At 38.8% G+C, this 24,150-nt stretch carries 27 protein-coding genes and 1 pseudogene; 15 read left to right on the forward strand and 13 right to left on the reverse strand.

Annotation, left to right across the window (positions count from 1 at the left end; all coding sequences use genetic code 11):
• Window positions 1–129 precede the first annotated feature (129 nt).
• Window positions 130–1,344 (forward strand): aspartate aminotransferase family protein, encoded by a 1,215-nt coding sequence (locus WA352_RS04515; RefSeq protein ID WP_033132905.1) that lies wholly within the window; start codon window positions 130–132, stop codon window positions 1,342–1,344.
• A 62-nt stretch (window positions 1,345–1,406) separates the two neighbouring features.
• On the opposite strand, the gene WA352_RS04520 is transcribed toward WA352_RS04515, so the two are convergent.
• The 3 genes from WA352_RS04520 to WA352_RS04530 all read right to left on the reverse strand — a co-directional run bounded on the left by WA352_RS04520 (window position 1,407) and on the right by WA352_RS04530 (window position 2,894).
• Window positions 1,407–1,838, reverse strand: a complete 432-nt coding sequence (locus tag WA352_RS04520; RefSeq protein ID WP_005313493.1) for a CBS domain-containing protein — start codon at window positions 1,836–1,838, stop codon at window positions 1,407–1,409.
• 138 nt (window positions 1,839–1,976) lie between these two features.
• Window positions 1,977–2,354 carry a DUF2750 domain-containing protein gene (locus tag WA352_RS04525; RefSeq protein ID WP_004806719.1) on the reverse strand — a complete coding sequence of 126 codons (378 nt, stop codon included), beginning with the start codon at window positions 2,352–2,354 and terminating at the stop codon, window positions 1,977–1,979.
• A 306-nt stretch (window positions 2,355–2,660) separates the two neighbouring features.
• On the reverse strand, window positions 2,661–2,894 hold the full coding sequence (locus tag WA352_RS04530) for a hypothetical protein (protein WP_004653777.1): 234 nt from the start codon (window positions 2,892–2,894) through the stop codon (window positions 2,661–2,663).
• A gap of 226 nt (window positions 2,895–3,120) precedes the next feature.
• Here WA352_RS04530 and WA352_RS04535 point away from each other — a divergent pair, with 226 nt between their 5' ends.
• The 9 genes from WA352_RS04535 to WA352_RS04575 all read left to right on the forward strand — a co-directional run bounded on the left by WA352_RS04535 (window position 3,121) and on the right by WA352_RS04575 (window position 9,677).
• Window positions 3,121–3,480 (forward strand): hypothetical protein, encoded by a 360-nt coding sequence (locus WA352_RS04535; protein WP_004806721.1) that lies wholly within the window; start codon window positions 3,121–3,123, stop codon window positions 3,478–3,480.
• A 111-nt stretch (window positions 3,481–3,591) separates the two neighbouring features.
• On the forward strand, window positions 3,592–3,921 hold the full coding sequence (locus WA352_RS04540; RefSeq protein ID WP_004806727.1) for a hypothetical protein: 330 nt from the start codon (window positions 3,592–3,594) through the stop codon (window positions 3,919–3,921).
• A 118-nt stretch (window positions 3,922–4,039) separates the two neighbouring features.
• Window positions 4,040–5,158: a signal recognition particle-docking protein FtsY gene (gene ftsY, locus WA352_RS04545; RefSeq protein WP_005212624.1), complete on the forward strand. Its 1,119-nt coding sequence runs from the start codon at window positions 4,040–4,042 to the stop codon at window positions 5,156–5,158.
• 182 nt (window positions 5,159–5,340) lie between these two features.
• Window positions 5,341–5,937, forward strand: a complete 597-nt coding sequence (locus WA352_RS04550) for a nitroreductase family protein (RefSeq protein ID WP_033132896.1) — start codon at window positions 5,341–5,343, stop codon at window positions 5,935–5,937.
• Between the two features lie 392 nt (window positions 5,938–6,329).
• Window positions 6,330–6,530: a hypothetical protein gene (locus WA352_RS04555; RefSeq protein WP_004806733.1), complete on the forward strand. Its 201-nt coding sequence runs from the start codon at window positions 6,330–6,332 to the stop codon at window positions 6,528–6,530.
• Between the two features lie 227 nt (window positions 6,531–6,757).
• The gene (locus tag WA352_RS04560) at window positions 6,758–7,219 is read left to right on the forward strand and encodes a hypothetical protein (protein WP_033132895.1); all 462 of its coding nucleotides are present in this window, start codon (window positions 6,758–6,760) and stop codon (window positions 7,217–7,219) included.
• Window positions 7,220–7,301: 82 nt separating this feature from the next.
• Entirely contained in the window at window positions 7,302–7,538 is a 237-nt protein-coding gene (locus WA352_RS04565) for a hypothetical protein (protein ID WP_033132894.1), read from the forward strand.
• A gap of 873 nt (window positions 7,539–8,411) precedes the next feature.
• A complete protein-coding gene (locus WA352_RS04570) occupies window positions 8,412–9,095 on the forward strand; it encodes a YccT family protein (RefSeq protein ID WP_005204082.1) in 684 nt (227 codons plus the stop codon).
• Window positions 9,096–9,158: 63 nt separating this feature from the next.
• A complete protein-coding gene (locus WA352_RS04575) occupies window positions 9,159–9,677 on the forward strand; it encodes a GNAT family N-acetyltransferase (protein ID WP_033132893.1) in 519 nt (172 codons plus the stop codon).
• A 53-nt stretch (window positions 9,678–9,730) separates the two neighbouring features.
• Here WA352_RS04575 and WA352_RS04580 read toward each other — a convergent pair.
• Window positions 9,731–10,287, reverse strand: a pseudogene (locus tag WA352_RS04580) (PepSY domain-containing protein); the annotation flags it as partial.
• Window positions 10,288–10,676: 389 nt separating this feature from the next.
• Here WA352_RS04580 and WA352_RS04585 point away from each other — a divergent pair.
• Window positions 10,677–11,510, forward strand: a complete 834-nt coding sequence (locus WA352_RS04585; RefSeq protein ID WP_033132891.1) for a LemA family protein — start codon at window positions 10,677–10,679, stop codon at window positions 11,508–11,510.
• A 100-nt stretch (window positions 11,511–11,610) separates the two neighbouring features.
• On the opposite strand, the gene WA352_RS04590 is transcribed toward WA352_RS04585, so the two are convergent.
• The 8 genes from WA352_RS04590 to WA352_RS04625 all read right to left on the reverse strand — a co-directional run bounded on the left by WA352_RS04590 (window position 11,611) and on the right by WA352_RS04625 (window position 17,461).
• Window positions 11,611–11,907 (reverse strand): cyd operon YbgE family protein, encoded by a 297-nt coding sequence (locus WA352_RS04590; protein WP_004806745.1) that lies wholly within the window; start codon window positions 11,905–11,907, stop codon window positions 11,611–11,613.
• Window positions 11,908–11,911: 4 nt separating this feature from the next.
• Window positions 11,912–12,013 carry a cytochrome bd-I oxidase subunit CydX gene (gene cydX / locus WA352_RS04595; RefSeq protein ID WP_004653762.1) on the reverse strand — a complete coding sequence of 34 codons (102 nt, stop codon included), beginning with the start codon at window positions 12,011–12,013 and terminating at the stop codon, window positions 11,912–11,914.
• 14 nt (window positions 12,014–12,027) lie between these two features.
• Window positions 12,028–13,173: a cytochrome d ubiquinol oxidase subunit II gene (gene cydB / locus WA352_RS04600; RefSeq protein WP_005204073.1), complete on the reverse strand. Its 1,146-nt coding sequence runs from the start codon at window positions 13,171–13,173 to the stop codon at window positions 12,028–12,030.
• Window positions 13,170–14,747 (reverse strand): cytochrome ubiquinol oxidase subunit I, encoded by a 1,578-nt coding sequence (locus WA352_RS04605; protein WP_004806748.1) that lies wholly within the window; start codon window positions 14,745–14,747, stop codon window positions 13,170–13,172. Before WA352_RS04605 ends, cydB begins: the two co-directional genes overlap by 4 nt.
• Complete coding sequence (gene cydP / locus WA352_RS04610; RefSeq protein ID WP_004806751.1) at window positions 14,747–14,938, reverse strand: cytochrome oxidase putative small subunit CydP; 192 nt, start codon at window positions 14,936–14,938, stop codon at window positions 14,747–14,749. Before cydP ends, WA352_RS04605 begins: the two co-directional genes overlap by 1 nt.
• A 553-nt stretch (window positions 14,939–15,491) precedes the next feature.
• Window positions 15,492–16,103: an OB-fold-containig protein gene (locus WA352_RS04615; RefSeq protein ID WP_162180560.1), complete on the reverse strand. Its 612-nt coding sequence runs from the start codon at window positions 16,101–16,103 to the stop codon at window positions 15,492–15,494.
• Between the two features lie 22 nt (window positions 16,104–16,125).
• On the reverse strand, window positions 16,126–16,431 hold the full coding sequence (locus WA352_RS04620; protein ID WP_017402009.1) for a Rieske (2Fe-2S) protein: 306 nt from the start codon (window positions 16,429–16,431) through the stop codon (window positions 16,126–16,128).
• Between the two features lie 16 nt (window positions 16,432–16,447).
• Window positions 16,448–17,461 carry an adenosine kinase gene (locus WA352_RS04625; RefSeq protein ID WP_033132888.1) on the reverse strand — a complete coding sequence of 338 codons (1,014 nt, stop codon included), beginning with the start codon at window positions 17,459–17,461 and terminating at the stop codon, window positions 16,448–16,450.
• A 120-nt stretch (window positions 17,462–17,581) separates the two neighbouring features.
• Between WA352_RS04625 and WA352_RS04630 the strand changes: the two genes are divergently transcribed.
• The 4 genes from WA352_RS04630 to WA352_RS04645 all read left to right on the forward strand — a co-directional run bounded on the left by WA352_RS04630 (window position 17,582) and on the right by WA352_RS04645 (window position 22,824).
• Complete coding sequence (locus tag WA352_RS04630) at window positions 17,582–18,031, forward strand: GNAT family N-acetyltransferase (protein WP_033132887.1); 450 nt, start codon at window positions 17,582–17,584, stop codon at window positions 18,029–18,031.
• Between the two features lie 132 nt (window positions 18,032–18,163).
• Window positions 18,164–21,103 carry an insulinase family protein gene (locus WA352_RS04635; protein WP_033132886.1) on the forward strand — a complete coding sequence of 980 codons (2,940 nt, stop codon included), beginning with the start codon at window positions 18,164–18,166 and terminating at the stop codon, window positions 21,101–21,103.
• 23 nt (window positions 21,104–21,126) lie between these two features.
• Window positions 21,127–22,296: a phospholipase A gene (locus WA352_RS04640; protein WP_033132885.1), complete on the forward strand. Its 1,170-nt coding sequence runs from the start codon at window positions 21,127–21,129 to the stop codon at window positions 22,294–22,296.
• Window positions 22,297–22,824, forward strand: a complete 528-nt coding sequence (locus tag WA352_RS04645) for a cysteine peptidase family C39 domain-containing protein (RefSeq protein WP_005204061.1) — start codon at window positions 22,297–22,299, stop codon at window positions 22,822–22,824.
• On the opposite strand, the gene WA352_RS04650 is transcribed toward WA352_RS04645, so the two are convergent.
• Complete coding sequence (locus WA352_RS04650; RefSeq protein ID WP_033132884.1) at window positions 22,812–24,149, reverse strand: TrkH family potassium uptake protein; 1,338 nt, start codon at window positions 24,147–24,149, stop codon at window positions 22,812–22,814. The two genes, WA352_RS04645 and WA352_RS04650, sit on opposite strands and share 13 nt — an antisense overlap.
• Window position 24,150: the final 1 nt, after the last annotated feature.

A 24,150-nucleotide genomic window follows, 5' to 3' on the forward strand; every position in this document is an offset into this window, starting at 1 on the left:
CTAAAAAAAAGCGTGGCGGAGGATTGCGAAAGATTTTTCTTATATAAATGTGACTTTAGGCTTTCAATCTACGCAAGTTTTTGCTTATATAACTTTTTTCACCACAACTACTGATAGATTGAGTTTGTTATGACTAATATCACTCTTGCTCCTGTGCAACCTGATCAACCATCACATCTTATGGCAACCTATGGTCGCCAAGCGATCAGCTTTGTACGAGGACGAGGGGCGTATCTATATACGGCAGAGGGTACAGAATATTTGGATGCGTTAACGGGGATTGCTGTGTGCGGTTTAGGACATGCACACCCTGTTATTGCAGAAGCGATTGCTGAACAAGCTGCGACTTTGGTGCATACCAGCAACCTATATGAAATTCCTTGGCAAACAGCTGCGGCACAGAAACTGGCTGCAGTTTCAGGTATGGAAGAGATCTTCTTTTCAAACAGTGGCGCTGAATCAAATGAAGGTGCGATCAAAATTGCACGTAAATTTGGCGCTCAACAAGGCATTACATACCCTAAAATTTTAGTCGCGGAACAATCTTTCCACGGCCGTACCTTGGCAACCTTATCTGCAACTGGCAATAAAAAGGTTCAGGAAGGTTTTGCGCCGTTGGTTGAAGGTTTTATTCGTGTGCCGTTTGGTGATGTGGAGGCAATTCAAGAAGCAGCCATTAACCATCCAGATATTGTTGCCATGCTGATTGAGCCTATCCAAGGTGAAGGCGGCGTGAATACCGCACAACAAGGGTTTAGTTACTTGGAAGATGTACGTGCGCTATGTAATCAACATAATTGGTTGATGATGCTAGATGAGATTCAAACAGGGAATGGCCGTACAGGCAAATACTTTGCTTATCAACACACCAGCATTATTCCTGATGTCATGACTACAGCCAAAGGCTTAGGAAATGGCTTTCCAATTGGTGCCGTCATGACACAAGGTAAAGCAGTCGGTTTACTGGGTGCAGGTAGCCATGGTTCAACTTATGGTGGAACAGTGTTAGGTTCACGTGTGGTATATACCGTGCTTGATACTCTGGAAAAAGAAAATGCAGTTGAGAATGCTGCTACAGTGGGTGCCTATATTGTTGATCAACTCAGAGCACAATTGGCCGATTATAACGTTCAAGTGCGTGGCTTTGGCATGATGATTGGAATTCAGCTGCCAAAAGACTGTGCTGAACTGGTTGCGATTGCACGTGATGAATATAAGCTGATTATCAATGTAACGGCAGGTTCAGTGGTACGTTTATTGCCACCCTTAAACATGACACAAGCACAGGCTGATGAGTTATTACAACGTCTTGTTCCTGTGATTCAAAACTTTTTAAAAGCATAATCGTTGTAGATTGAATAAAAAAAGGGCAATTCATTTGCCCTTTTTTTTATTTGTATGGGGTATCAGCCAGAAATATATTGTTGAAGCTGCTCAATAAGAATACGTTGATCATCCATCGCAGCTTTAACTAAGTCTCCGATAGAGATGAATCCAACTAACTTTTCTTGATCAAGCACAGGTAGATGGCGTAAATGACGGTCAGTCATAAGGTTAAGGCATTCTTCGACAGTATGGTTTAAACCTACAGAAATGACCTTGGCCGTCATAATGTCAGCAACAGGGGTGTTGTTTGAAGAACGTTCCATTAAAGCAATCTTACGGGTGTAGTCACGTTCAGAGAAAATTCCAACGACTTTCTCATCTTCGGCAACGACTAAAGCACCAACACCTTTTTCTGCCATAATTTTAATTGCTTCAAGTACAGTCGCATTGGGTGAAATGGTGAAAATTGATTGTACTGCTTTATTCTTGATGACTTGAGCAACGATTGTCATTGTTTATCCACCTGTGTTGTATTGTCATTTTCATTTAACTTAACGGTATTTTTTTTAAATGCAAAGCCCTAATTTCATTCCAATGATAACTTTTCTTCATGAGTGTCTAAAAAGTCATCATTGGAATAGAGAGAATAATTAAACCGTCACTGCTGATTGATGTGGCATAAAGAAGAAATGCTGCATTTGCTGAGTTGAAAGTTTAAATTTACGATGTGAAGAGTTAAATAAAGCAGGTTCAACTTGTAAACGGGTTAAAGTTGGAAGCAAGGACTCATGGAAATCTTTCGGCGTAATCTTACGTGGTGTGTAGTTTTTCCAGTGTGCTTTAGCATAGCGATGAGCTTGTACGCCGTTTAGCCAAAAGGGGAATACGTGACCATCTTGATCCGATTTGATTGCCCAACCCTGATGGTATAAACCCCAAAGAACGCCACAATACATCATTGTTTTTAGAATTGAAATTTTAAACATCAACTCACGTGAGACTGGTTGGAAATGGCTAAAACGATACATGTTATTAAACTAATATTCTTAAACTTATGTTTTATTATAAGAAAGATAGATGGCAGTTATGTTTAAACAATTGATCTAAATCGTAAGCAAATATTGTAGGTATCTCATCCAAGCGGTTAAAGCTTTACTGCAGCGTAAGTCAAAATATGAAGAACCATGTTGATTAGTTTTATGCAGGTATTAAAAAACGCCACCTGAGCAAGACAAAGCGATTAAGCTTTGGCACAGCGCAAGTTAGGAATATGAAAGAACCATGTTGATTCGTTTTATGCAGGTATTAAAAAACGCCACCTAAGTGACGTTTCATTATGCTTGTAAGGTTGCCATCTTCTGCCAATACTGTGCTTTCAAGGAATCACGTTCTACTCGGAAGCCTTGATAATACAACTCTGCTAAAAATAATGCCGCTTTACCGTGACCTGCTTTAGCTACTTCTTCAAGCTCTTTCACTGCATCTTGGAAGTTTTTTTGCGATTGAATTGTATTTACCGCATTTGCATATACATGCTCTAGTTCATGGTGTGTAAATTGTTGAATCATATATAACTCCTTATTTTAATTATGATTACCGCAAATTCTATTCAAAGTTACTCTACTTTGAATTTAAACTACTTTAACTTAGATTTGTTAAATTATTATGACAAAATTGATTGAATTGTCAAATATATTCGGTGTCATTACGTAAATAAAATCTTACACGATTAAACATTTGTCGCAAATAATTTTAAGTAAAATCAAAGTGAGAATAATAGAAAAGGAGAATAACATGTCCAATGTCATTGATGGCGTAACTGTGGATGTTCCACCATTAGAAAGTCAAATTATTGCGTTAGCTCATCATCATCGTCAATTACTTGATGAAGCCATTTTCCATCAAGAAATTCACTTGGGTGATTACTGCTTAGCACAACGTAAACGCGTGTATGACTTTGCCAGTCATTTAAGTCCTGAACAAAAAGATCAGTTTTATCGGATCTATGATGGAGAGTTGAAAAATATTGCCGATGATGATGACTTACATCCTGCAGATGCTGAAAGTGGTGTAGGGATGTTTGCCATTTTTATTACCTTAGTCATCATTGCATTTATTTTGTACTTTTCCTTCGTTCGTACATTAGTCAGTTAATCATTGCTAAAGTAGTGTGCGTTCAATAAGTTGTGGAATTGTGACTTATTGAACGTTGTGCTTGTCCTTAGCGAATCAGAGACTTACACTACCTCTAATTCGAGGTAGATTATGTTGTCTATAATTTTTAAACATAAGGTTATGCAATCCAAATTAGGATTTAAGTTGGACCAATTTTACAATGTTTTGGTCGGTATTATTATTTTGTCTATTTTTATACTTGCGTATAACGCATTGCAACGTCCAATTAACACAGCGCAGTACCAAAAAGTTGTTCAGTATGCACAACAGGCCAGCCATCCAAGAACACAGCATTTGGCCGAAGATACTTTGGAGCAGGCTAAAATTCGACGTGTAGATTATCTAAAGCTTTTAAATGCTTACCAATTTGAATCTAATCGTATTAAACAATATCCCGCAATGGCAAAAGAAGATGAGTGAGTTTTAAACGACTCATTTCTATTGATAAATGAATGGCTTGTCACGGTCGGGAAAACGAAATCAATTTATGCTAGACTGACCGTCTTTTTTAAAGCTGCTTTATTCTCAAGGAATCGACATGCAACAGCAATCGAATATGCAAAATAAATTCTTGATAGATGCTGACATTGGTGATGATGATGTCACATTACCGAATTTACCTGCTGTCGATGTTCCCATTATTGATGAGCCAGTTGTAAAAACTACAGTTGAGACGCCAGCACCTGTAACAATTGCAGCAACAGCACCTGTTGTTGAAGAAGAAACCCAAGCTACGGGATTCTTTGGCCGCATGAAAGATGGTTTGACTAAAACACGTCGTAGTTTCACCGATGGTATGGTCAATATCCTGATTGGTGGCAAAGAGATTGATGACGAGTTATTAGAAGAAGTTGAAGAACAAATGTTGGTTGCCGATATTGGTGTAGATGCAACCAAAACCATTATTGCCAATTTGACTGAAAGAACAGCTCGTGGTGATTTGATCTATTCCCATGCGTTGTACAAAGCACTGCAAGAAGAATTAGTCGCTTTACTCGCACCGCGTGTTAAACCACTGCATATCGATCCTAACAAATCGCCTTATGTGATTCTCATGGTCGGTGTAAATGGCGTGGGTAAAACTACAACCATTGGTAAATTGGCGAAGCGTTTACAAGGCGAAGGCAAGAAAGTCATGCTTGCTGCAGGTGATACGTTCCGTGCGGCAGCGACTGAACAACTGCAAATTTGGGGTGAGCGTAATGACATCCCTGTGGTTGCTCAAGGTCACGGTGCAGACAGTGCTTCGGTTATTTTTGATGCTTTTGAAAGTGCGCGTGCTAAAGGCATTGATGTCTTGATCGCGGATACTGCAGGGCGTTTGCAGAATAAAGCCAACTTGATGGAAGAGCTGAAAAAAGTGAAGCGTGTGATGCAAAAGATTGATGCAACTGCGCCACATGAAATTATGCTCATCGTTGATGCTGGTACGGGGCAAAATGCAATTAACCAAGTTCAGCTGTTTGATGAAGCGGTTGGCTTAACTGGGATTACCATTACCAAGCTTGATGGTACAGCAAAAGGCGGCGTGTTATTTAATATTGCAAGTCGTACCCATGTGCCGATTCGTTATATCGGTGTGGGTGAGAAGATTGATGATTTACGTCCTTTCTCAGCTAAATCATTCGTTGCTGCATTATTTGAAACCGATAAGTAATTAAATTGTGTTAAAAAAGACTCCACGACATGTGGAGTTTTTTATTTCGAATAAAAAATAAGACTTTTTCAAAAATAAAACGATCTGTCATGTTTTTTAGACTATTCCTAAAAAATGCGTCGTTATACACTACATTCAATCCAAGATAACGCCCCAAAGGGCACAAAGGTAGGAATAACAACATGAGCAACTTCTTAAATAGCATTAAATCACGCCGTACCATTTATGCGATTGGTAAAAACCTTACAGTTGACCAAACTAAAATTGAAGAGACCATCCGTGAAGCGGTAAAACACAGCCCATCATCATTCAACTCGCAAACCTCACGTGTTGTGACTTTGTATGGCAACTCTCATGTTAAATTCTGGGAAATCGTACGTGAAACTTTGCGTAAAATGGTACCAGCAGAAGCATTTGCAAATACAAGTGCAAAAATTGATAGCTTTGCTGCTGGTTTTGGTACAGCGTTATTCTATGAAGATCAAGATGTTGTAAAAGGCTTACAAGAGCAATTCGCATTATATGCTGATAACTTCCCAGTATGGTCAGAACATTCAAGTGCAATCGCTCAGTTCGCAACATGGACTGCTTTATCTGAAATTGGTGTGGGTGCATCATTACAGCACTACAATCCAATTGTTGATGCAGAAGTTGCAGAAACTTTTGATATTCCAGCAAACTGGAAATTACGTGCTCAGCTTGTATTCGGTTCAATCGAAGCAGCGGCAGGCGAGAAAACATATATGGATGATTCTGCACGTTTCAAAACTTTTAACTAAGTTAAAACGGGTAGCGAAAAAGAGCACTGTGTATAGTGCTCTTTTTTTATTTCTACGAATGGAGTTTCAAGTAGTACTGACGAAATGGGCAGCATTGTACATACTTTGCGAGAACTGGTAATCCAAAATGCTGAGTTAGAGGGTAATAGAAAAAGAATGATTGTAGATCATTTAGTTTAAAAGATTGATTTAAATGGAAAATTTATAGGGCAAAGTATTGGGTTTAGATGTTATCAAAGATTTGCACAAAGAGGTGTTGAGAATAAATAATATGATTGCTAGAGTTGTTTCAAAGATTACTTTTAAAAAAGCACTTTAAAGTGCTTTTTTGTTGTCTTGTTATTTTCATAATAGTTTGCTTTTATGGTTGTTCAGATTAATAGGAATTCATCATGAAAGAAGCAATAGAACAATATCGCCAAGAACGAGCAACATTAGAAAATGAGATTTCAGATTTCCTTGAGAAGAAATTTGCAGAATTCAAAGACAAGACTGGTGCGGAAGTCATTCACCTTGAGGTAGAGTTTGATTCAACTGATGATGAAGAAGCGGAATTCTTTATTTCGAGTGTGTTTATTGGAACTGATCTTTAATTGAATCAAGAAATAGAAAGCCTCCTTCGGGAGGTTTTTTATGGGAAATTTATTTCACTTATGAAGTAAAAAATTATAAGAATTACATCATCATGGATCTTTAGTAAAAGGGTTATGATTTTTTATAGTAATCATAAGTTTTTGTTTTTAATATTTAATTTGAAATAATAGTGAGTAAATAATAAAATATACACTTGTCTTTATTTATTTTGTGTTGAGTTTTTTTGGTGAAAAAATTAGTAATTCTTCTTATAAGTACGGTAATTTGTGGTTCGGTGTATAGTGCAGATGATATCTTCAGCAAAGATAAATCACTTTTAATTCTAAATAATGATGAGTCTCATAAAGAGGTTAAAAGTAGTGAACAGTTTGATTTCTTTGAGTCGATGAAGCAACAAGAACAAGATCGTGTCAATCAACGTAATTATGAATTAGAGCAAGCGCACGTAGCACAACAGCATACATCTAATATGAGTCCTCATGATAGGTCCCAATATTATCTGGAACATAGACATTTCGATGCTTTGAATGCACAAGGACATGAGCAACAGTTCAACTCAATTTTGAAGGCGAAGAATAGAGGTTTAATTTCTGAAAAAGATTATCAGCAAAGAATTGCAAAACATAATCCGGTGCCATTGGATCAGAGAAATAATCAACTTAAATTCTCAATCCCAATTGGGGAATAAGTTAGTTAACGGCAAAGCTCATCAAAAGATGGGCTTTTTGCTTTTCTGTGGTATAAATTATCACCAACTATAAGGGTGATATATGACAGGCAATTCAGCTAAATGGCTTTGTGTTGGTGGTGTTTTAAGTGGTGAGTGGAGAGAACAGCAGTTAGATACATTCGATGTTGATCCCAATGATTTAGATACTCATAGTTATATACCAATGAAACTTATTAATCCTATAACCAAAGAAGAGCAGCATTTCTTTGTATATACAGAATTACAAGAGCAAGCATATGACAGGGCGATAAATTTTGCCTTTTGGAAAAACCAATAAAAAGAGAAAGCCTCCTTCGGGAGGTTTTCTTTTATGCCCTGCAACTGATGGGGCTTTTTATTGGCAAAACTATTGCTGTAAACATTCAGTAATCATTGTTCTGTAATTGTCAGATTCTTTGAAATACGCTTGTTGGCTCAAATTTTATTTATTAAATTCTACAAGTCGTACTGTTTTGAGCTGATTACAGTACGATGGGTTTAGTTGAGACTGACATGACTGAAATTGAACCCCTTTTGCCCATCAGATTAATTTTTTGATGGGATTTTTTTGTTTAACCAGATAAATATTTGGAAGAAAACTTTCTGTAAATCTATTCTTTTAGAAAGAATCTAAGGATTTACTAAGGTGCTTGGAAGGTCTAAAAACCTATTTAACGTGAAATTTTGAGGCTCAATGATGCAATCTGTTTTCTTTGCAAACTTAAATGATAGCAAGTTTACTTTCATCAACGTTGAATCAATGACTGAAGAAATATTTTGGTGCAGTACAAAATTTTGTTTTAATTCAGAGAAAGAAATATATATCTATCGACGGAAGGATCTAACATCAGATGAATATGATGAACTAATTCGCCAGGCACACAAAAGATTTGATTAAGCTATCTGTAGAAGATCCAGTAAAACAATAGTTTGGCTTTATGACAACTAACAGTTTTGTCAGAATTTTGCAGGCACAAGAAAAATTTGTTATTTTTATTTTACAAAACAAAATGTTAGATAAAGTCATTTTCTTTTGCCATATATATGATGTATATATCTTAAATAAGCCGAATTGTTGCAATAGACAGTTTTGGTTTTTGTCATAAAATGGTCATAATCGCGGAGCATAGTGCTTACGATTTCATAAATTGTTTATACTGAGAAGAGTCTAATGTCTTTAAGAGTTGGTGTTGCTGCTTTCGGTTTATTATTAAGTAGTTCAGTTTTTTCTGCAGTCACTATTACTGCCCCTGAAGAAATCGTGATTCTTGCTGTAAATGGTCAAGAAGTAAATAGTGGATTAATTCCATCAAAGAAGAATAACTATCAAGTAGATCCAGGCAATTTAACTGTTAATGTTCGCTATCGTGAATATTTTGAGCATTTAAATGGTGAACATGACATCGTTAAATCAGGCGTTGTGACCATTCAAGCACCAGATTTACAAGACAATCAGTCTTATAGTCTAGGTTTGGTCAATGCACCTAAAAACTTCGATGCCGCAAAGAAGTATGCAGATCAACCTACTGTTGCTTTGTATGATCAAAATAAAAAATTGGTGGTACAGCAAACAGGTGCAAATAATGAAGCACAGCCATGGTTTACTGGCAGTAATTTATTAAGCCGTACTTTGGATTTAACCCAAAAGAATAAGAATAATGCTGCGAATCAACCTGCACCTGTTTATGCAGGAACCACAGCACAAGTAGTTGCAACTGCGCCTGTAGCGGTAACAACAGCAGCGGCAGCCGGTACAGCAAAAACCACAGATCAACAATTGGCAGAATTGTGGCAGAAAGCATCTAAAGCTGAGCGCCAAAAATTTATGGCTTGGTTAGCTGGTCAAACAAACTAATCTAAAATTTAATAACAAAGCCGATGTTTTCATCGGCTTTGTTTTGTGTGGAATAAAATAAAAATGTCTTTAAAGATTAGAACAGCAAAGAATAGTGATTTGGAACAATTGGTTAAGCTGATTAATATCGCTTATAGAGAACAATCAGAACGTAGTTGGACAACTGAAAAAGCGTATGTACAAGGCGATCGCATTTGTAAAGTTCAATTAGAACAAATATTGCAGCAACTAAATTTCGAATTATTGGTGGGTGAACTAGGTAATGATGAGATTATTGCCTGCATTGGATTAAGCTTGAATGCTGATTGTATAGAGATAGGTACTTTTGCGATTGATCCAAGCATACAGAATCAAGGCTATGGGCGTGAATTACTCAATTATGCGGAGTTATATATTGCACAAAATTATCCAAAGATTCGTGATTTAGTCATGCATGTTCTGGATGTTCGTATTGAACTGTTGGCGTATTATCAGCGCCGTGGTTACCAAATAACGGGACGGAAAAGCGAATATCCAATTGAGGCTGATGTAGGGCAACCCATTGTACCTATTCAACTGATTGAAATGAAAAAATCTCTTTAATGCATAAAAAAGCCATGATGAATTGGAACAATCATGGCGTTAAGAACAGGAGGTTATGCTTGGTTTTCAGTAAGCGATGGTACTTGGTCAACTTTTTTGCGTAGACCAAATTGAACCAACTGGTGTAGCTTGAGCACGCTCTCTGGCTTGTTGATAAAAACGTATAAATATTAAAGCAAATACCAAAGCAACGATATCAATCCAAATCAAATGAGCTGTTGAATACCAAAGTCCTTGAATTGGAAACACATAGGCAAGTAGAGAAGTCGCAGGAATCAGTAATAAAACAAGCGCAATGGCGAAGAACAGTTGAGCTAAAGCCGTTGCTGCACCAATAATAAAACTGTATGAAATACAAGCAACAAATGCTAAATAGTAGCTATACATAAATACATAGTTATGACTTTGTAATTGCAATGGTATGATATGGGTCCATCAACCAATCAACATACTGGTAAATATCGCTAACATACAACCTAAGCAAGCACCTATGGTCAGATTGGCAATAAACATGACATCTTTACGCTGTTGTGGTGCTGGTAGGTTCATTCTTCTGTTTACGCAGGCGTGTTTCAATCCACAGAATATTGCCTGAATAGAACAAAAACGAATGGTTCTGAAATCGAAGCCAGTGGTGAAATCCTATAGGTGCTCATAAAAAAAGGCTTTCAAATTTGGCAGCCTTTTATATAAAAATAGCAGTAGATAAAAATATTAAGTTAGATTTTATTTTACATTATGGGACTTTTTTGCATTAATTTTGGCTGGAAAAAGTCTTGTTTTTTGATTTTTTTAATGACTTAAGCATTTGTTAATACAGGTATTTATGCTGATTTTGTTAATCACTCTGAAATTAAACAGACTTGATACAGTGCTCATGTTTGAGATGGTTTTATCCCTTTGCTTTATTTAAGATGATCATGAAAATTTAAAATATTGATTCAATTGATGGAATATTTTGCATGATTTTAAATAATGAGAAAATAGATTGAGGGTGGTATGTTTTGGATTGTATTGTTTGTTGTTTTAATTGTGATTTATCTGCTATTCAAAGCATATAATAGTTTGCAAGCGAAAGCAGAGTTTATTAAATCAAGTCTTTCAAATATTTCTGTATCTTTGCAAAAGAAAGTGAATCTGATTAATCAGTTAATTGATGTGGTAAAGAACTATCAAGATGGGGAGCAACTCTTGCATCTGACTATTTCTAAAGATGCAACCAAGGCAAACGAGATTGTTTCTGGGCAGCGTGAATCTCAGGTGGCTTTGATGGGAATTCAGGGTCTAGTTCAGCGTTACCCAGATCTTAAAGCAAACGAACAATATCAAAGTTTAATGCAAAGTATCAAAGCTGTTGAAGATGAGATTGGTCATCAACGCGAAACGTTTAACCATTACGTTCGAGAATACAATACCAAACGAGGTTCTATCCCAACTGTTTTTATTGCGAATGCACTCAAATTTTCTGAAGCACCCTATTTGGATTTTTCAGTTGAAAATACGGAACAACACATTCTAAAAGATTTTCATACCGATAGTGCTGAGCATTTAACAGCACTTTTGGGTTCAGCAAAAACCAGTTTAGTTGATGGTTCAAAAGCACTTGCCAATAAAGCATTAGATACAAGTAAACGCATTTTGGAGAGTGAGCAAGTTCAGAACTTAAAAGAAAGTGCAGTGTCAAAGTATCAGCAAATAACAGATACACCGAAGCAGGTAGAGCAAAATACTGAAGAGTTTTCTGATGCAACAGCTATTGATCACACTGAACAGGCTCAAATTGATCAGTCTGAAAATGTTGAGCAAGCTCAAACATCGAGTAAGGCAGAATGAGTCAGTTTAAGCTTGATCAAATTTTTTAGCTTTGAGTGTCTCGTAAATAAAAAAAGCTGCCAGATTAACGGGCAGCTTTTTTTATGGTCGGTGTAAGGGGTTAATTTCCAATCCAAATAAAATAGCCCAACACCATTAATGGCCAAGCGATATAAGGACTAAATAACCATTTCCATAACCAGAACCTTGGTATAAACCCAACCCCATGCACGAAGCCACCAGAAATCCCAATCATCACCAACATCAGCAAGCTATGATTGTAATGTCCGTTGGCATCCAACATCAGCGATGGATGGACCAGTAAAATAGCAGCAAGCGGCAATGCCAACAAAAACGAAATGGTCATTGCAAGTACTTGCGCTTTACTATTCTTCGGTGTTGTCATTGCTTCAGCCATTCTATTATTCCTCATCTAAATCTTGATGATGTTCGATATACAGTGCACTGAGTACACCTGCGAAACATGCCATCAAGACGCCTAGAATCCATGCAAAATACCACATGTCATATCTCCTAATTAATACAAACTATGTGAATTTTCTTCGATATGTTTGTTGGTGATGACACCCCACATTTTGTAATATGACCAAGAGGTATAGATCAAAATGAGAGGAACGAAGATACATGCAGCAACGGTCATTACCCCAAGGGTTTTATGACTAGAAACAGCATCCCACATGGTCAAGCTTGAAGTTGGATCAATGCTTGATGGTAATAAGAATGGGAACAAGGCAAAACCAGCAGTGAGAATTGCACCAACTATCATCAGGCTTGTACCAGTAAAACTCACAGCCGCTTTATGTTTCGCTGCACTGACAATGACCAATAGCGCACCGAGGATCGCAGCGATAGGTGCAGCCATGGTGATCGGATACGTTGTATAATTGTTTAACCAACCATGATTGGCATTGGTCACCACATCTTTCGCAAGCGGATTCAGCGCAGCGTTGGTATTGACCGCAGTTGCATAGCTATAACCTGAGATATTGCCAAACAATAACCATGCACCCGCAGCCAAGAAGCACACAAGGAACACGATTGCCATGATTTGTGTTGCTTTGGCAGAACGGTTATGCAAATTGCCATCGGTACGTAGCATCAACCAAGCACCGCCATGCGCACATAGCATTGATAGGCTGACAATACCGCAAATCAGTGCAAACGGATTCAATAGTGCAAAGAAGCTACCAGTATATTGCGAACGTAACGTGTCATCTAAGCTAAAGGGTACGCCGAGGAACAAGTTACCGAATGCTACGCCAAACACCAGCGCTGGAACAGCACCACCGATACATAAGCCCCAGTCCCAAGAGGTACGCCATTGGGTATTCTCTAATTTAGAGCGATAGTCGAAACCGACGGGTCGCAGGAACAGGGCAAATAGCACCAGTAATAAGGCCCAATACATGCCAGAGAAGGCAACTGCATAGACCATTGGCCAAGCAGCAAACAGTGCACCACCTGCTGTAATAAACCAGACTTGGTTACCATCCCAGTGTGGTGCGATGGTATTGATTGCAGCACGGCGTTCAGAGTCAGTTTTACCTACAAATGGCATCAGTGCCATTGAGCCCATATCGAAACCATCGGTAAGTGCAAAGCCAATCAGTAGTACACCAACGAGCACCCACCAGATAATTTTTAGGAGTTCATATTCGATCATGATTGAGCCTCCCCAGTTTTTGCTTCTAGTTTTTCAAAATGATATTTACCAGTATGCAAAGAACTTGGACCTAAACGAGCAAATTTGATCATTAAGTACATTTCAATAATGAGTAGTACGGTATAGAACGCTGCAAGCGCAATAATCGAGCCCCACACATCACCAGCGCTGACGCTTGATGCAGAGAGGTGTGTTGGTAAGATTTCACCAATCGACCATGGCTGACGACCACCTTCAGCTACATACCAACCTGTTTGAGCTGCAATCCATGGGAGAGGGAGAGCAAACAAAGCAAATTTGAGTAACCAAGGTTTATCTTCGGCATTACGTTTTGCCACAGCCCACGTCGCGAACAGGAATAACAACAGCATGAGGAAGCCAGAAGCAACCATGGCACGGAAAGAGAAGAACAGTGCCGCGACGTTTGGAATAGTATCTTTAGTTGCAGCTTGGATGTGTTCTTCAGTCGCATCAACCACATTTGGAGAATATTTTTTCAAGAGTAGGCCATAACCTAAGTCTTTTTGATTTTTCTCAAATGAAGCCAATAAGTCAGGAGAACGGTCACCTGCACGCAGTTTTTCTAACTCGCTATAGGCCACCATACCGTTACGGATACGTACTTCATGTTCTTTCATCAAGTCACGTAAACCCGTTACTTCTTTATCGGTAGAACGTGTTGCAATAATCCCCATCACATAAGGAATTTTAATTGCATAGTCGGTACGCATTTCCTGCTGATTTGGGAGACCAAATAAGGTGAATGCAGCAGGTGCAGGCTCGGTATGCCATTCTGCTTCGATTGCAGCAAGTTTGGTTTTTTGAACATCACCGAGTTCATAACCAGATTCATCACCGAGTAGAATTACAGATAATGTTGAGGCTAAACCGAAGATTGCAGCGATGGCGAATGAGCGGCGTGCAAAAGGTAAATCACGTTTCTTTAATAAGTAATAGCTTGAGATGGCGAGTACAAAGATTGCACCAGTGACATAACCCGCAGAAACCGTATGTACAAATTTGACTTGCGCCACAGGGTTAAAGATCAGCGCACCAAAGTCCACCAGTTCCATACGCATGGTTTCGTAGTTAAATGCAGCACCGACTGGGTTTTGCATCCAACCATTGGCGATGAGAATCCACAAGGCAGACATATTCGAGCCAATCGCCACCAACCAAGTTACACCTAAGTGCTGTACTTTAGATAGACGATCCCAGCCAAAGAAGAATAAACCAATAAAGGTGGATTCTAGGAAGAAAGCCATTAAGCCTTCGATTGCAAGCGGTGCCCCGAAAATATCGCCTACATAGTGAGAATAATAAGCCCAGTTGGTACCGAACTGGAATTCCATAGTCAGACCAGTGGTTACCCCTAAGGCAAAGTTAATCCCGAAGAGTTTCCCCCAGAATTTGGTCATATCTTTATAAATTTCTTTGCCTGAAATCACATAGGTGGTTTCCATGATGGCAAGAATAAAAGCTAGACCTAAAGTTAGAGGGACGAAAAGAAAGTGATACATTGCGGTCATTGCAAATTGGAACCGCGAAAGATCGACCACGCTTTCAGAAATCATCAACGTGTCTCCTGAGTTTTGGACATGTCGCCAGCAATACGCTCGGCAACTTCATTGTTAAAATCTTTTGGAATCGTTGGCGCATCAAACCAGATGTGTTTAATCACCAAGAGAAGTACAACTTTAATAATAAGAATAATCGTGATTTCTCTGATGAGTCGCCGATTTGGATCTTGAGAACTCGTGTTCATAGAACCTAGCCTCATATTTAAAGAAGATGTAAAACATTATTAAATAAAATTCATTGAAAATAAACCTTTAGTATTTTTAAATAATTTAAAATTAAATATTTGTTTTAAATCATATGGATATTCTATTTTTGTTAAAATATTTAAAATAATTATTTTAACCAACTAAAATAATCTGGATTAATTTTTAAATCTGATTGAAACGGTTGTATTTATATTTTTAAATCTGATTAAAAAGATAAGGTTTATACTGAATTAAATAAATATTAAACCAACTAAAATAGTATGAATATAAAATTAATAATATATACAGTGACTTATCGTTTTAATTACATAATTAAATAATTCTTACAATGAAGTCTCTACAAAACCTAGTGTATAGGTAGAGATTATTCTAAAAAATGTGATAGGTATCACTGTTGTGTTTTTTGTGCCAGTGAGATCATGAAAACAACAAGAAGGGAAGAGCTAAATTCAAAACTTTTGCAGGATATATTTGTAATAAAATGTAAAAATTACTGTTTTTCTCTACTCAATCGCAATTTTGAGACAAAAATCAGTCTGGTGCGAATAAGTTATTTGAGAGAGATATTTTTTTCGCCAGATAGTGTGAGTTTGATTTTTGGCTAATTAACAACACTTGGGACTGTAATTCCAATTCACCGTACTCAGGTTCAACTTGTACATAATAGAGTTGTCCGAACTCATCACGCACACGTGCCTGAGCTGAGAAACCAGGGCGCGCATTTCCAGTTGAGATTGTGGCTAACCGACCAACCAAATTGGTATGGGTATGAGTGACTTTGGGTTTGATCACCTGATCTAGGCAGTGAATCATAAATACGGTAAAGAAAATATCGATGATCAGTGCTGGAACAAATAAATAGTAAGGTGAAATGAAGTAGTGCTGCAAAGCAAAGAACGACAGTTCCAGAAAATAGCCTGCAAAACTAAAATTAATCAGTAAAAAAACAAAGATCAGGTATTTAGAAAATTTCGCGTCGAGTAGAGGTGAATTCAGTAACCAATCTGGGGTGAGCTTTTGAACCAATTGACTTGGTCTTAAGCCAATGACAATCCCGATGGTTTCTGCAATGCTGAGCACAATTAAAGCCACGACACTCATATGAAATGGCATCAGATAGTAATTGAGGAAAAACTCAGTCATCGCAGAATTCATGATCTAGGGCTTAATCAATATAGATACCACCATCTGAGTGGACTTCCAAATTTACTTTCTCAAGGAATTCACCTAGACATGGGCCTGAAATACATTCACCTGTTTCGACTGAAAATAGTGCGCCATGAGTAGAACATTGAATATATTCTTTATCTTGGTCCAAGAACTGATTTTCTAAATACTCAAGTTCAGTTTGCAAGTGTGGGCAAACATTTTGATAGGCATAGAAGCTGCCATCTTTTTGAGTAATAAAAATCGTGGTCCCTTTCATGGTGTCGTATGCACGAGACTCACGTTCAGGGACTTCTTCAGTCATGCAAATCTTTTCCATGTTATGCACATTCCTGTTGAGCTTTTTGGAATTGTTCAAAGAGTTTAGCGTAATTGTCCACGCTTAAACGTGGTCCATATTGAGCAACCACTTCACTTGAGATCAAAATAGCAAGTTGTGCTGCAGCTTCCAAGCTTAAACCAGCATTGATTGCATATAAAAATGCACCAGAGAATGCATCGCCAGCACCATTGGTATCTACGGCTTCAACTGTACGACCATTGACATGGAAATGGTGTACTTGATCAACAATCACAGCACCTTTAGCGCCTTGTGTAATCACAATATGTTGATTTTTTAATTTTAGGCTTTCAATTGCCGCATCAAGATTGTCTGTTTCGGTAAACATGAGCGCTTCTTGCTCATTACAGAATAACAGATCTACACCATCATCTAAGAGTTCGACCAAACCTTGACGTGCATATTGCACCATTGCAGGATCGGAGAGTGATAATGCAATTTTAACGCCGTGTGCTTTAGCCAGTTCACGTGCCTGCTTAACTGCAACACGTGCGGTATCGCTGGTTGATAAGTAACCTTCAATATACAGCCATTTTGCGGTTTTAAGCGGTTCAAGGTCGATTTGCTCGTCGGATAATTCAGCGGTAATCCCAAGATAGGTTTGCATGGTACGTTCTGAATCTGGGCTGATCAGCACCATACAAGTACCTGTAACGCCTTCACTGATTGATTGTGTTGTGGTTTTGATGCCTGCTTCGTTTAAGCCATCGAGATAAATGCGACCGAGTTCATCATTCCCTACACGGCAACCATAAAATGCAGTACCACCTAAGGCACTAAAAGCAACGGTTGTATTCGCAGCTGAACCACCACTGGCTTGGCCCTTGTAGCTTTGAGTATCTTGTAATTTTTGATATAAATTTGCCTGTGTTTCACCATCGGCCAAATGCATTGTACCTTTTGGCAATCCTTGTTGCGTTAGAAACTCATTTGAAACCTTAAATTCTTGGTCAATGAGTGCATTACCAATTGCAAAAAGATCAACAGTTGCCATGTTTGTCATCACAGTAAAAATCAAAAAGCAAAGTTTACACGAATGCTACGGATTACAGTAGTTTGTTGAAGAAAATTCAGCAAAGCATAGGGTCATCGTGAAATAAATAAAGGGAAGAAAATGAGGCCAGACCACTTTAGGATTGAAAGAAGCCTGGAATTGCCTGCACAAATCGATGTTTTGATCCAATATTCAGAACGTCAGGGCTTTCGCTTCTTAAATAGATTAAAACAAGAATTTCAATCAGGTACCAATTGTTTTGATCAGATCGGAGAAGCACTTTTTGTTGTGTATGATCAGCATGATCGTTTGATTGCCGTAGCTGGACTGAATCAAGACCCTTTTGCCGAATCGCAGCGAGTTGGGCGTTTACGTCGTTTCTATATCCATCCAGATTATCGTGATAAAAAAATAGGTACTTATTTATTGATGCATATTGAACAATACGTAAAGACTTATTTTGAGCGACTTGAGCTATTCACAGATACCACACAGGCGGCTCACTTCTATCAAAGTCGGGGATATCAATCTATCGTGTCGGTACATTGCAATTTTTATAAGATTTTATGAAACGCTGTTTTGGATTAGCCGCTGCATTTTTCTACAAAAACATAGTAATTTACATGGATATCGATACGTATTCTTCGGTAGACTCTCTATAATCAATTGTAATGAATTTAATAGAGATAAATTGGAGATCACATGACTGTAGATGTTACTGAAAGCATTACTCAAACCACACATCCCGCGTTTCAGCTATTACGTCAACACCATGTAGAAGCACTCGATATTCAAGTTTCAGAATATAAGCACAAAGTGACTGGTGCAGTTCACTACCATTTAGCCACAACGCATGATGAAAATGTGTTCTTGGTGGCATTTAGAACGCAGCCGATGGATTCCAAAGGCGCTGCACATATTTTAGAACATACGGCACTCTGTGGTTCTGAAAAGTTCCCTGTACGTGATCCTTTCTTTTTGATGATCCGTCGTTCTTTGAATACATTTATGAATGCATTCACAGCAGCAGATTGGACGGCTTATCCTTTTGCAACACAGAACAAAAAAGACTTTCAAAACTTATTGTCTGTGTATTTAGATGCTGCCTTTGCCGCGAATTTAAATCCTTTGGATTTTGCGCAAGAAGGCATCCGTATTGAGCTGGAAAATGATCAAGCCGTTTATAAAGGTGTGGTATTTAATGAAATGAAAGGAGCGATGAGCTCTCCTTCAGATCAGCTATATCATCAGCTTGCACATCATTTATTCCCAGAAACGACCTATCACTACAATTCTGGTGGCGATCCTAAAGATATTCCAGACCTAAGCTATGAGCAGTTGGTGGATTTTTATAAAATTCACTATCACCCAAGTAATGCCGTGTTCATGACCTTTGGCAATCAAAGTGCGTATGACCTGCAAGAGCAATTTGAGAAATTAGCTCTACATAAGTTTTCTCAAGGGACAACTTTATATTCAAAACCAGAAAAGCGGTTAACTGCACCTGTAGAAGTAACTGAAAGCTATGCGGTCGATAGTGAAGATCTGAAAGACAAGACTTACCATGTCATGTCGTGGTTGCTACCTGAAACCAGTGATACTAAATTACGTCTAGGTATGCGTTTGGTTGAGGGAATTCTATTAGAAAATTCTGCTTCACCTTTACGCCATTACTTAGAAACTTGTGGTTATGCACAATCAACAGGTCCTTTAATGGGAGTTGATGACAGCAACTTTGAAATGACCTTCTATTGTGGAGTTCAAGGCTCTAATGCTGAACATGCAGAAACATTTAAAAATGGCATTCTCGATATTCTGAAAGAGGTTGCTTCTAAGCCAGTAGATACTGATTTTGTTGATGCCATTCTTCATCAAATTGAATTACATCAACGTGAAATCAATGGTGATGGAACACCGTATGGTCTCAGTCTGATTTTGAATGGGCTAGGTAGTGCGATTCATCATAGCGATCCAGTTCATGTCTGGGATGTAGACTCTGCGATTGAACAAGTGAAAGAAGAGTTAAAAGACCCGATGTGGTTATCAAACTTGATTCAAACCCACTTGTTGGATAATCCGCACCGTGTACAAATGACTTTAGTACCTGATGCAACGAAATCAGTGAAAGAGCAACAGGCTGAACAAGCACGTTTGGCTGAGATTACAGCTCATCTGACGGATGCGCAGAAAGTTGAAATCCAAGAAAAAACGGCTGCATTAAAGCAACGCCAAGACACACCAGATGATCTTGAATTGTTACCAAAAGTTGGTTTAGAAGATGTACCTGCTGAATTGCAAATTGTGCAAGGTCAACTACGTGAAATTATTTGCAATGGCTTAGATACGCCGTTGAATTTATATCATGCAGGAACCAATGGTATTTATTACCAACAAGTATTGATTCAGATTCCTGATGAAATCGTGCAATCTCCATACTTCAATTTACTCTCAATTCTAATGGGAGAAGTTGGTGCGGGTGAGTACGATTATTTGGAATTCCAGCAAATCCAAACCGCAGTAAGTGGTGGTTTAGGTATGGGGGCATCATTGCGCAGCAAGGTCGATGACAAAGACCGTATTAGTGCATGGCTCACGCTGACGACAAAATCACTGACGCAAAAACTAGATGCAATTCAATTATTAAAATTGGCATTTGAGCAACTCCGTTTTGATGAGAAAGACCGTATCATCGAGTTATTGCAGCAACGCAAAACTCGCTGGCAATCACGTTTATCTGGCTCTGGTCATAGTTATGCAATGCAAGCTGCCTCACGTCAAATGAGCGCACTTGCTCGCCGTGATTATCACAATACGGGTTTAGGCGCATTAAACTGGCTCAGTGACTTGGTTGCGAAAATTGATCAAGATGATAGCGCTTATCAAGCATTGATTACTGAATTACAGTCGATTCATCGTAAGTTGCTGCAAGCACCTAAACAATTCTTGTTGGTATGTGAAGAACATCAATCTGATCGTTTAGTTGAAGAAGTTCAAAACGTTTGGGATAAGTTGGTTGTTGATAAAACACCTGTCACTTTAACGCAAGTAGAACAGGTCAATACTTCAGATGATGAAGCATGGTTAATTCAAGCGAATGTTCAGTTCTGTTCATCTGCTTATCAAGCAGTTGATGTCGCACACCCTGATGCAGCACCTTTGATGGTATTGGCAGCTTATTTACGTAATGGTTTCTTGCATAGTGCCATTCGCGAAAAAGGCGGTGCATATGGTGGTGGTGCAAGTTATGATGGCAATGCGTGCTCATTCCGTTTCTATAGCTATCGTGATCCACGTCTAGCGGAAACGTTTAATGATTTTGAAGCCAGTGTGCAATGGTTACTTAATACCGAACAACAACCGCATCAACTCGAAGAAGCAATTCTAGGGTTAGTGGCTGGTATGGATAAACCAGGCTCACCAGCCGGGGAAGCAATTACCGCATGTTATGCCTTATTGCATGCACGTACGCCAAAATTCCGTAAAATCTTACGAGAACGTTTACTTAACGTGGGCTTGGAGGATTTGCAGCGTGTTGCGAAGCAATATCTATTGGCTCAAAAACCAGTGAAAGCGGTGGTTGCGCCATTTGCGAAACGTGAAGAATTGCAGAAACTTGGATTTAATATCCAGCAAGTTAATTAGTAAAATAAAAATCGGAGAAATCTATGGCGTTCAAATCTTTTGAACGTAGTCATTTGGAGCTGAGTATCCTTGCGATACTTGGCTCTTTAGCGACATCGTTGTCACATGCTGAAGCGACAGCACCGGCAAGTCCTGCAACCGTTGATGCCTGTGTGGCCTTGGCCGCAAATGCTGAGCGTCTGGCTTGTTATGACAGCCTTTTTAAAGCGCCGACCATTATTCCAACTCAAGTTCAGACCGATGCCGCACCTATGGTTGCAGCCGCTATGCCTGTGGCTGAATCGAGTGAACCAGCCAAACCAGAGTCGTTGAAAGATAAGGTGGTTCAAAAGGTCAGTGACTTGCATATATTAGGCGCTGCACCAAAATTTGATCCAAATGTTTCATTACTCGATCGCCGTTGGGAATTGTCAGAAGAAAGTAAATTGGGGGTATGGAATATTCGTGCTTATCAACCGGTTTATCTGTTACCAGTGTTCTGGACCAGTGATAAAAATGAATTTCCAAGCAGTCCGAACCCTGAAAATACCGTCAAAAATAAGCAAGAGTTGACCTCGAGCGAAGCAAAGTTCCAGCTTTCGTTTAAGACCAAAGCTTGGGAAAACATCTTTGGTAATAATGGTGATCTCTGGTTGGGTTATACGCAATCTTCACGTTGGCAAGTTTATAACTCAGAGGAATCAAGACCATTCCGTGAGACCAATTATGAGCCTGAAGCGAGTTTGATGTTTAGAACCAATTATGAAATTTTAGGTCTCAATGCTCGTTTGCTTGGTGTGACCTTGAACCATCAGTCTAATGGTCGTTCTGATCCTTTATCGCGTAGTTGGAATCGTGTCATTTTCAATCTTGGGTTTGAAAAAGATAATTTCGCCTTGATGGTTCGTCCTTGGTATCGGGTAGAGGAAGAAGCCAAAGATGATAATAACCCTGATATTAAGGATTATATCGGTCGTGGTGATTTAACCGCATTTTACCGTAAGGGTAATAATGATTTTTCTTTGATGTTACGCCATTCATTAAAAGGTGGTGATCGTTCACATGGTGCGGTTCAGTTTGACTGGGCTTTCCCAATTAAAGATAAATTACGCGGTCATTTTCAAATATTTGATGGCTATGGCGAGAGCTTGATTGATTATAACCACCGAGCGACCTATGTCGGCTTGGGTGTATCTTTAATGAACTGGTACTAAATGAGTTTAAATATTCCAGAGTCCTTATTACAGCTTGAAGCAAATTGTGGTGTCTTTGCACTCTGGTTAATCGTGAAGCAATATCATACCCATATTGATATTGCTGATCTGATTCGCTTGTCTGGTCATGACCGAGAAGATGGAACATTTACCATTGCTTTGGCTGTGGCACTGAAAAAATTAGGGTTTGACGTGTCATTCTATACGGCACCTGACCCTAATATTGATGAAAGGGAAAAGCAAAGTTATCTTGATGCGCAGCGTCTTCAGATTCCCATTCAGGCGGCTTTAACTTATTCAGAGATTCAGCGAGCTTTTGAACAAGGCCATTTCGTGATTGTGTTTTATGACACATTACAAGGTATGGGGAACCAATCCTTAATTTATTCAATTGATGAACACGACATTAGTTTTTGTGATCATTTTGACGTGATGTCTAAAACAGTGTTTGAACAACAACGTCAAAGTGATGAAATTTGTCGACAAGTGATTGTGATTGAACAGCCTTTAGATCATCATCCAATCTGAATATTGGCATTGGCATGTTTTAAGCGACTCTTCTTCGGCGTCGCGATTAAATAAGCCAGTGTTAACGGCCCTAATCGTCCCGTAAACATCAGCAAACTCAGCACAAACAAACTTCCATCATGCAACTGACCTGTTGCACCTCGTGACAGTCCTACAGTACATGCCGCAGAGACCACTTCAAACATCAGATCGAGCACATCTAATTTTGGCTCAAGCAGGAAAACAATAAAGCACCCCACAAAAACGAGCATGCCTGTAATGGCAGTCACTGCAAGTGCTTTATAAGTCGTTTCTTGTGAAACTGAATGGTTAAAAATCCGAATTTCTTCATTACGGCGTAGAAAGGAAATTACACAGAGCAATAAAATTACAAAAGTACCGACCTTAATACCACCAGCCGTACTAAGTGAACCACCACCAATAAACATCAATAACATGGTCAATAAAGCCGTACTATGTTCCATTGAACCTGTATCAATGGTGTTAAATCCTGAAGACCGTGGCACAGTTGCTTGAAACCATGCATTCATGGCTTGCTCACCTAAACTCATCGAACCTAGGGTAAGCGGATTATTTGACTCTAATAACCAAATTAAGATAAATGCAACAAGATTTAAAATTGCAATCGTACTGAGGATCAATTTGCTGTTCGGGGTCAACTTGCTCCAGCGTTTATTTTGTTTAACATCAATCAGAACCAAGAAGCCAATCCCGCCTAAGGTATATAACATACTGATGGTGAGACAAATCAGATAGTGGCTTTGAAAGTTAATCAGACTGTTATCAAACAGGGAAAAACCTGCATTATTAAAAGCTGAGACACTATAGAAAACAGCATAATAAAGGCCGCGATCAAAACCATACATTGGAGCAAACGAGGCTGTCAGAATAATGACGCCAATCAACTCAAAGAACAGGGTATACAGCACGACGCCTTTGGCAACAAAGGTGACTTTAGAAAGGCTGGTTTGACCTAAACTGTCTTGCGCCATCATTTGTTGTTTTAGCCCCAGTTTTGGAGCAAGACTTAAGGCTGCCAATATAGCGAAGGTCATAAAACCTAAACCACCCGATTGAATCAACAAAAGGATAATAAACTGCCCAAGATGATTGAATGAATCATTTAGGTTTACGACTGATAAACCTGTAATGGTCACAGCCGAAGTTGCTGTAAACAAGGCATCCATCCAACTGACATTGCCTTTATTTGCAATCGGCATTTTTAGTAATATCGTGCCAATAATAATAAAACTAAGAAACCCAATCGCGAGTAAAGACGGTGGGCTGAGGTTGAAAATTTTCTGGGAGTTTATTTTGAATGCCATA

It is taken from the genome of Acinetobacter sp. 102, from assembly GCF_037028485.1.
GTDB lineage: Bacteria > Pseudomonadota > Gammaproteobacteria > Pseudomonadales > Moraxellaceae > Acinetobacter > Acinetobacter higginsii.

What these genes read in the sequence shown, in the direction of transcription:
- WA352_RS04520 (WP_005313493.1), bottom strand. Translation starts at nt 1,838, where the DNA reads ATGACAATCGTTGCTCAAGTCATCAAGAATAAAGCAGTACAATCAATT.
- WA352_RS04540 (WP_004806727.1), top strand. Translation starts at nt 3,592, where the DNA reads ATGTTGTCTATAATTTTTAAACATAAGGTTATGCAATCCAAATTAGGA.
- cydX (WP_004653762.1), bottom strand. Translation starts at nt 12,013, where the DNA reads ATGTGGTATTTTGCATGGATTCTAGGCGTCTTGATGGCATGTTTCGCA.
- WA352_RS04650 (WP_033132884.1), bottom strand. Translation starts at nt 24,149, where the DNA reads ATGGCATTCAAAATAAACTCCCAGAAAATTTTCAACCTCAGCCCACCG.
- cydB (WP_005204073.1), bottom strand. Translation starts at nt 13,173, where the DNA reads ATGATCGAATATGAACTCCTAAAAATTATCTGGTGGGTGCTCGTTGGT.
- WA352_RS04525 (WP_004806719.1), bottom strand. Translation starts at nt 2,354, where the DNA reads ATGTATCGTTTTAGCCATTTCCAACCAGTCTCACGTGAGTTGATGTTT.
- WA352_RS04625 (WP_033132888.1), bottom strand. Translation starts at nt 17,461, where the DNA reads ATGGCAACTGTTGATCTTTTTGCAATTGGTAATGCACTCATTGACCAA.
- WA352_RS04590 (WP_004806745.1), bottom strand. Translation starts at nt 11,907, where the DNA reads ATGGCTGAAGCAATGACAACACCGAAGAATAGTAAAGCGCAAGTACTT.
- WA352_RS04575 (WP_033132893.1), top strand. Translation starts at nt 9,159, where the DNA reads ATGTCTTTAAAGATTAGAACAGCAAAGAATAGTGATTTGGAACAATTG.
- WA352_RS04645 (WP_005204061.1), top strand. Translation starts at nt 22,297, where the DNA reads ATGAGTTTAAATATTCCAGAGTCCTTATTACAGCTTGAAGCAAATTGT.
- WA352_RS04565 (WP_033132894.1), top strand. Translation starts at nt 7,302, where the DNA reads ATGACAGGCAATTCAGCTAAATGGCTTTGTGTTGGTGGTGTTTTAAGT.
- cydP (WP_004806751.1), bottom strand. Translation starts at nt 14,938, where the DNA reads ATGAACACGAGTTCTCAAGATCCAAATCGGCGACTCATCAGAGAAATC.
- WA352_RS04635 (WP_033132886.1), top strand. Translation starts at nt 18,164, where the DNA reads ATGACTGTAGATGTTACTGAAAGCATTACTCAAACCACACATCCCGCG.
- WA352_RS04550 (WP_033132896.1), top strand. Translation starts at nt 5,341, where the DNA reads ATGAGCAACTTCTTAAATAGCATTAAATCACGCCGTACCATTTATGCG.
- WA352_RS04555 (WP_004806733.1), top strand. Translation starts at nt 6,330, where the DNA reads ATGAAAGAAGCAATAGAACAATATCGCCAAGAACGAGCAACATTAGAA.
- WA352_RS04605 (WP_004806748.1), bottom strand. Translation starts at nt 14,747, where the DNA reads ATGATTTCTGAAAGCGTGGTCGATCTTTCGCGGTTCCAATTTGCAATG.
- WA352_RS04630 (WP_033132887.1), top strand. Translation starts at nt 17,582, where the DNA reads ATGAGGCCAGACCACTTTAGGATTGAAAGAAGCCTGGAATTGCCTGCA.
- WA352_RS04640 (WP_033132885.1), top strand. Translation starts at nt 21,127, where the DNA reads ATGGCGTTCAAATCTTTTGAACGTAGTCATTTGGAGCTGAGTATCCTT.
- WA352_RS04620 (WP_017402009.1), bottom strand. Translation starts at nt 16,431, where the DNA reads ATGACTGAAGAAGTCCCTGAACGTGAGTCTCGTGCATACGACACCATG.
- WA352_RS04515 (WP_033132905.1), top strand. Translation starts at nt 130, where the DNA reads ATGACTAATATCACTCTTGCTCCTGTGCAACCTGATCAACCATCACAT.
- WA352_RS04615 (WP_162180560.1), bottom strand. Translation starts at nt 16,103, where the DNA reads ATGACTGAGTTTTTCCTCAATTACTATCTGATGCCATTTCATATGAGT.
- WA352_RS04570 (WP_005204082.1), top strand. Translation starts at nt 8,412, where the DNA reads ATGTCTTTAAGAGTTGGTGTTGCTGCTTTCGGTTTATTATTAAGTAGT.
- WA352_RS04530 (WP_004653777.1), bottom strand. Translation starts at nt 2,894, where the DNA reads ATGATTCAACAATTTACACACCATGAACTAGAGCATGTATATGCAAAT.
- ftsY (WP_005212624.1), top strand. Translation starts at nt 4,040, where the DNA reads ATGCAACAGCAATCGAATATGCAAAATAAATTCTTGATAGATGCTGAC.
- WA352_RS04535 (WP_004806721.1), top strand. Translation starts at nt 3,121, where the DNA reads ATGTCCAATGTCATTGATGGCGTAACTGTGGATGTTCCACCATTAGAA.
- WA352_RS04585 (WP_033132891.1), top strand. Translation starts at nt 10,677, where the DNA reads ATGTTTTGGATTGTATTGTTTGTTGTTTTAATTGTGATTTATCTGCTA.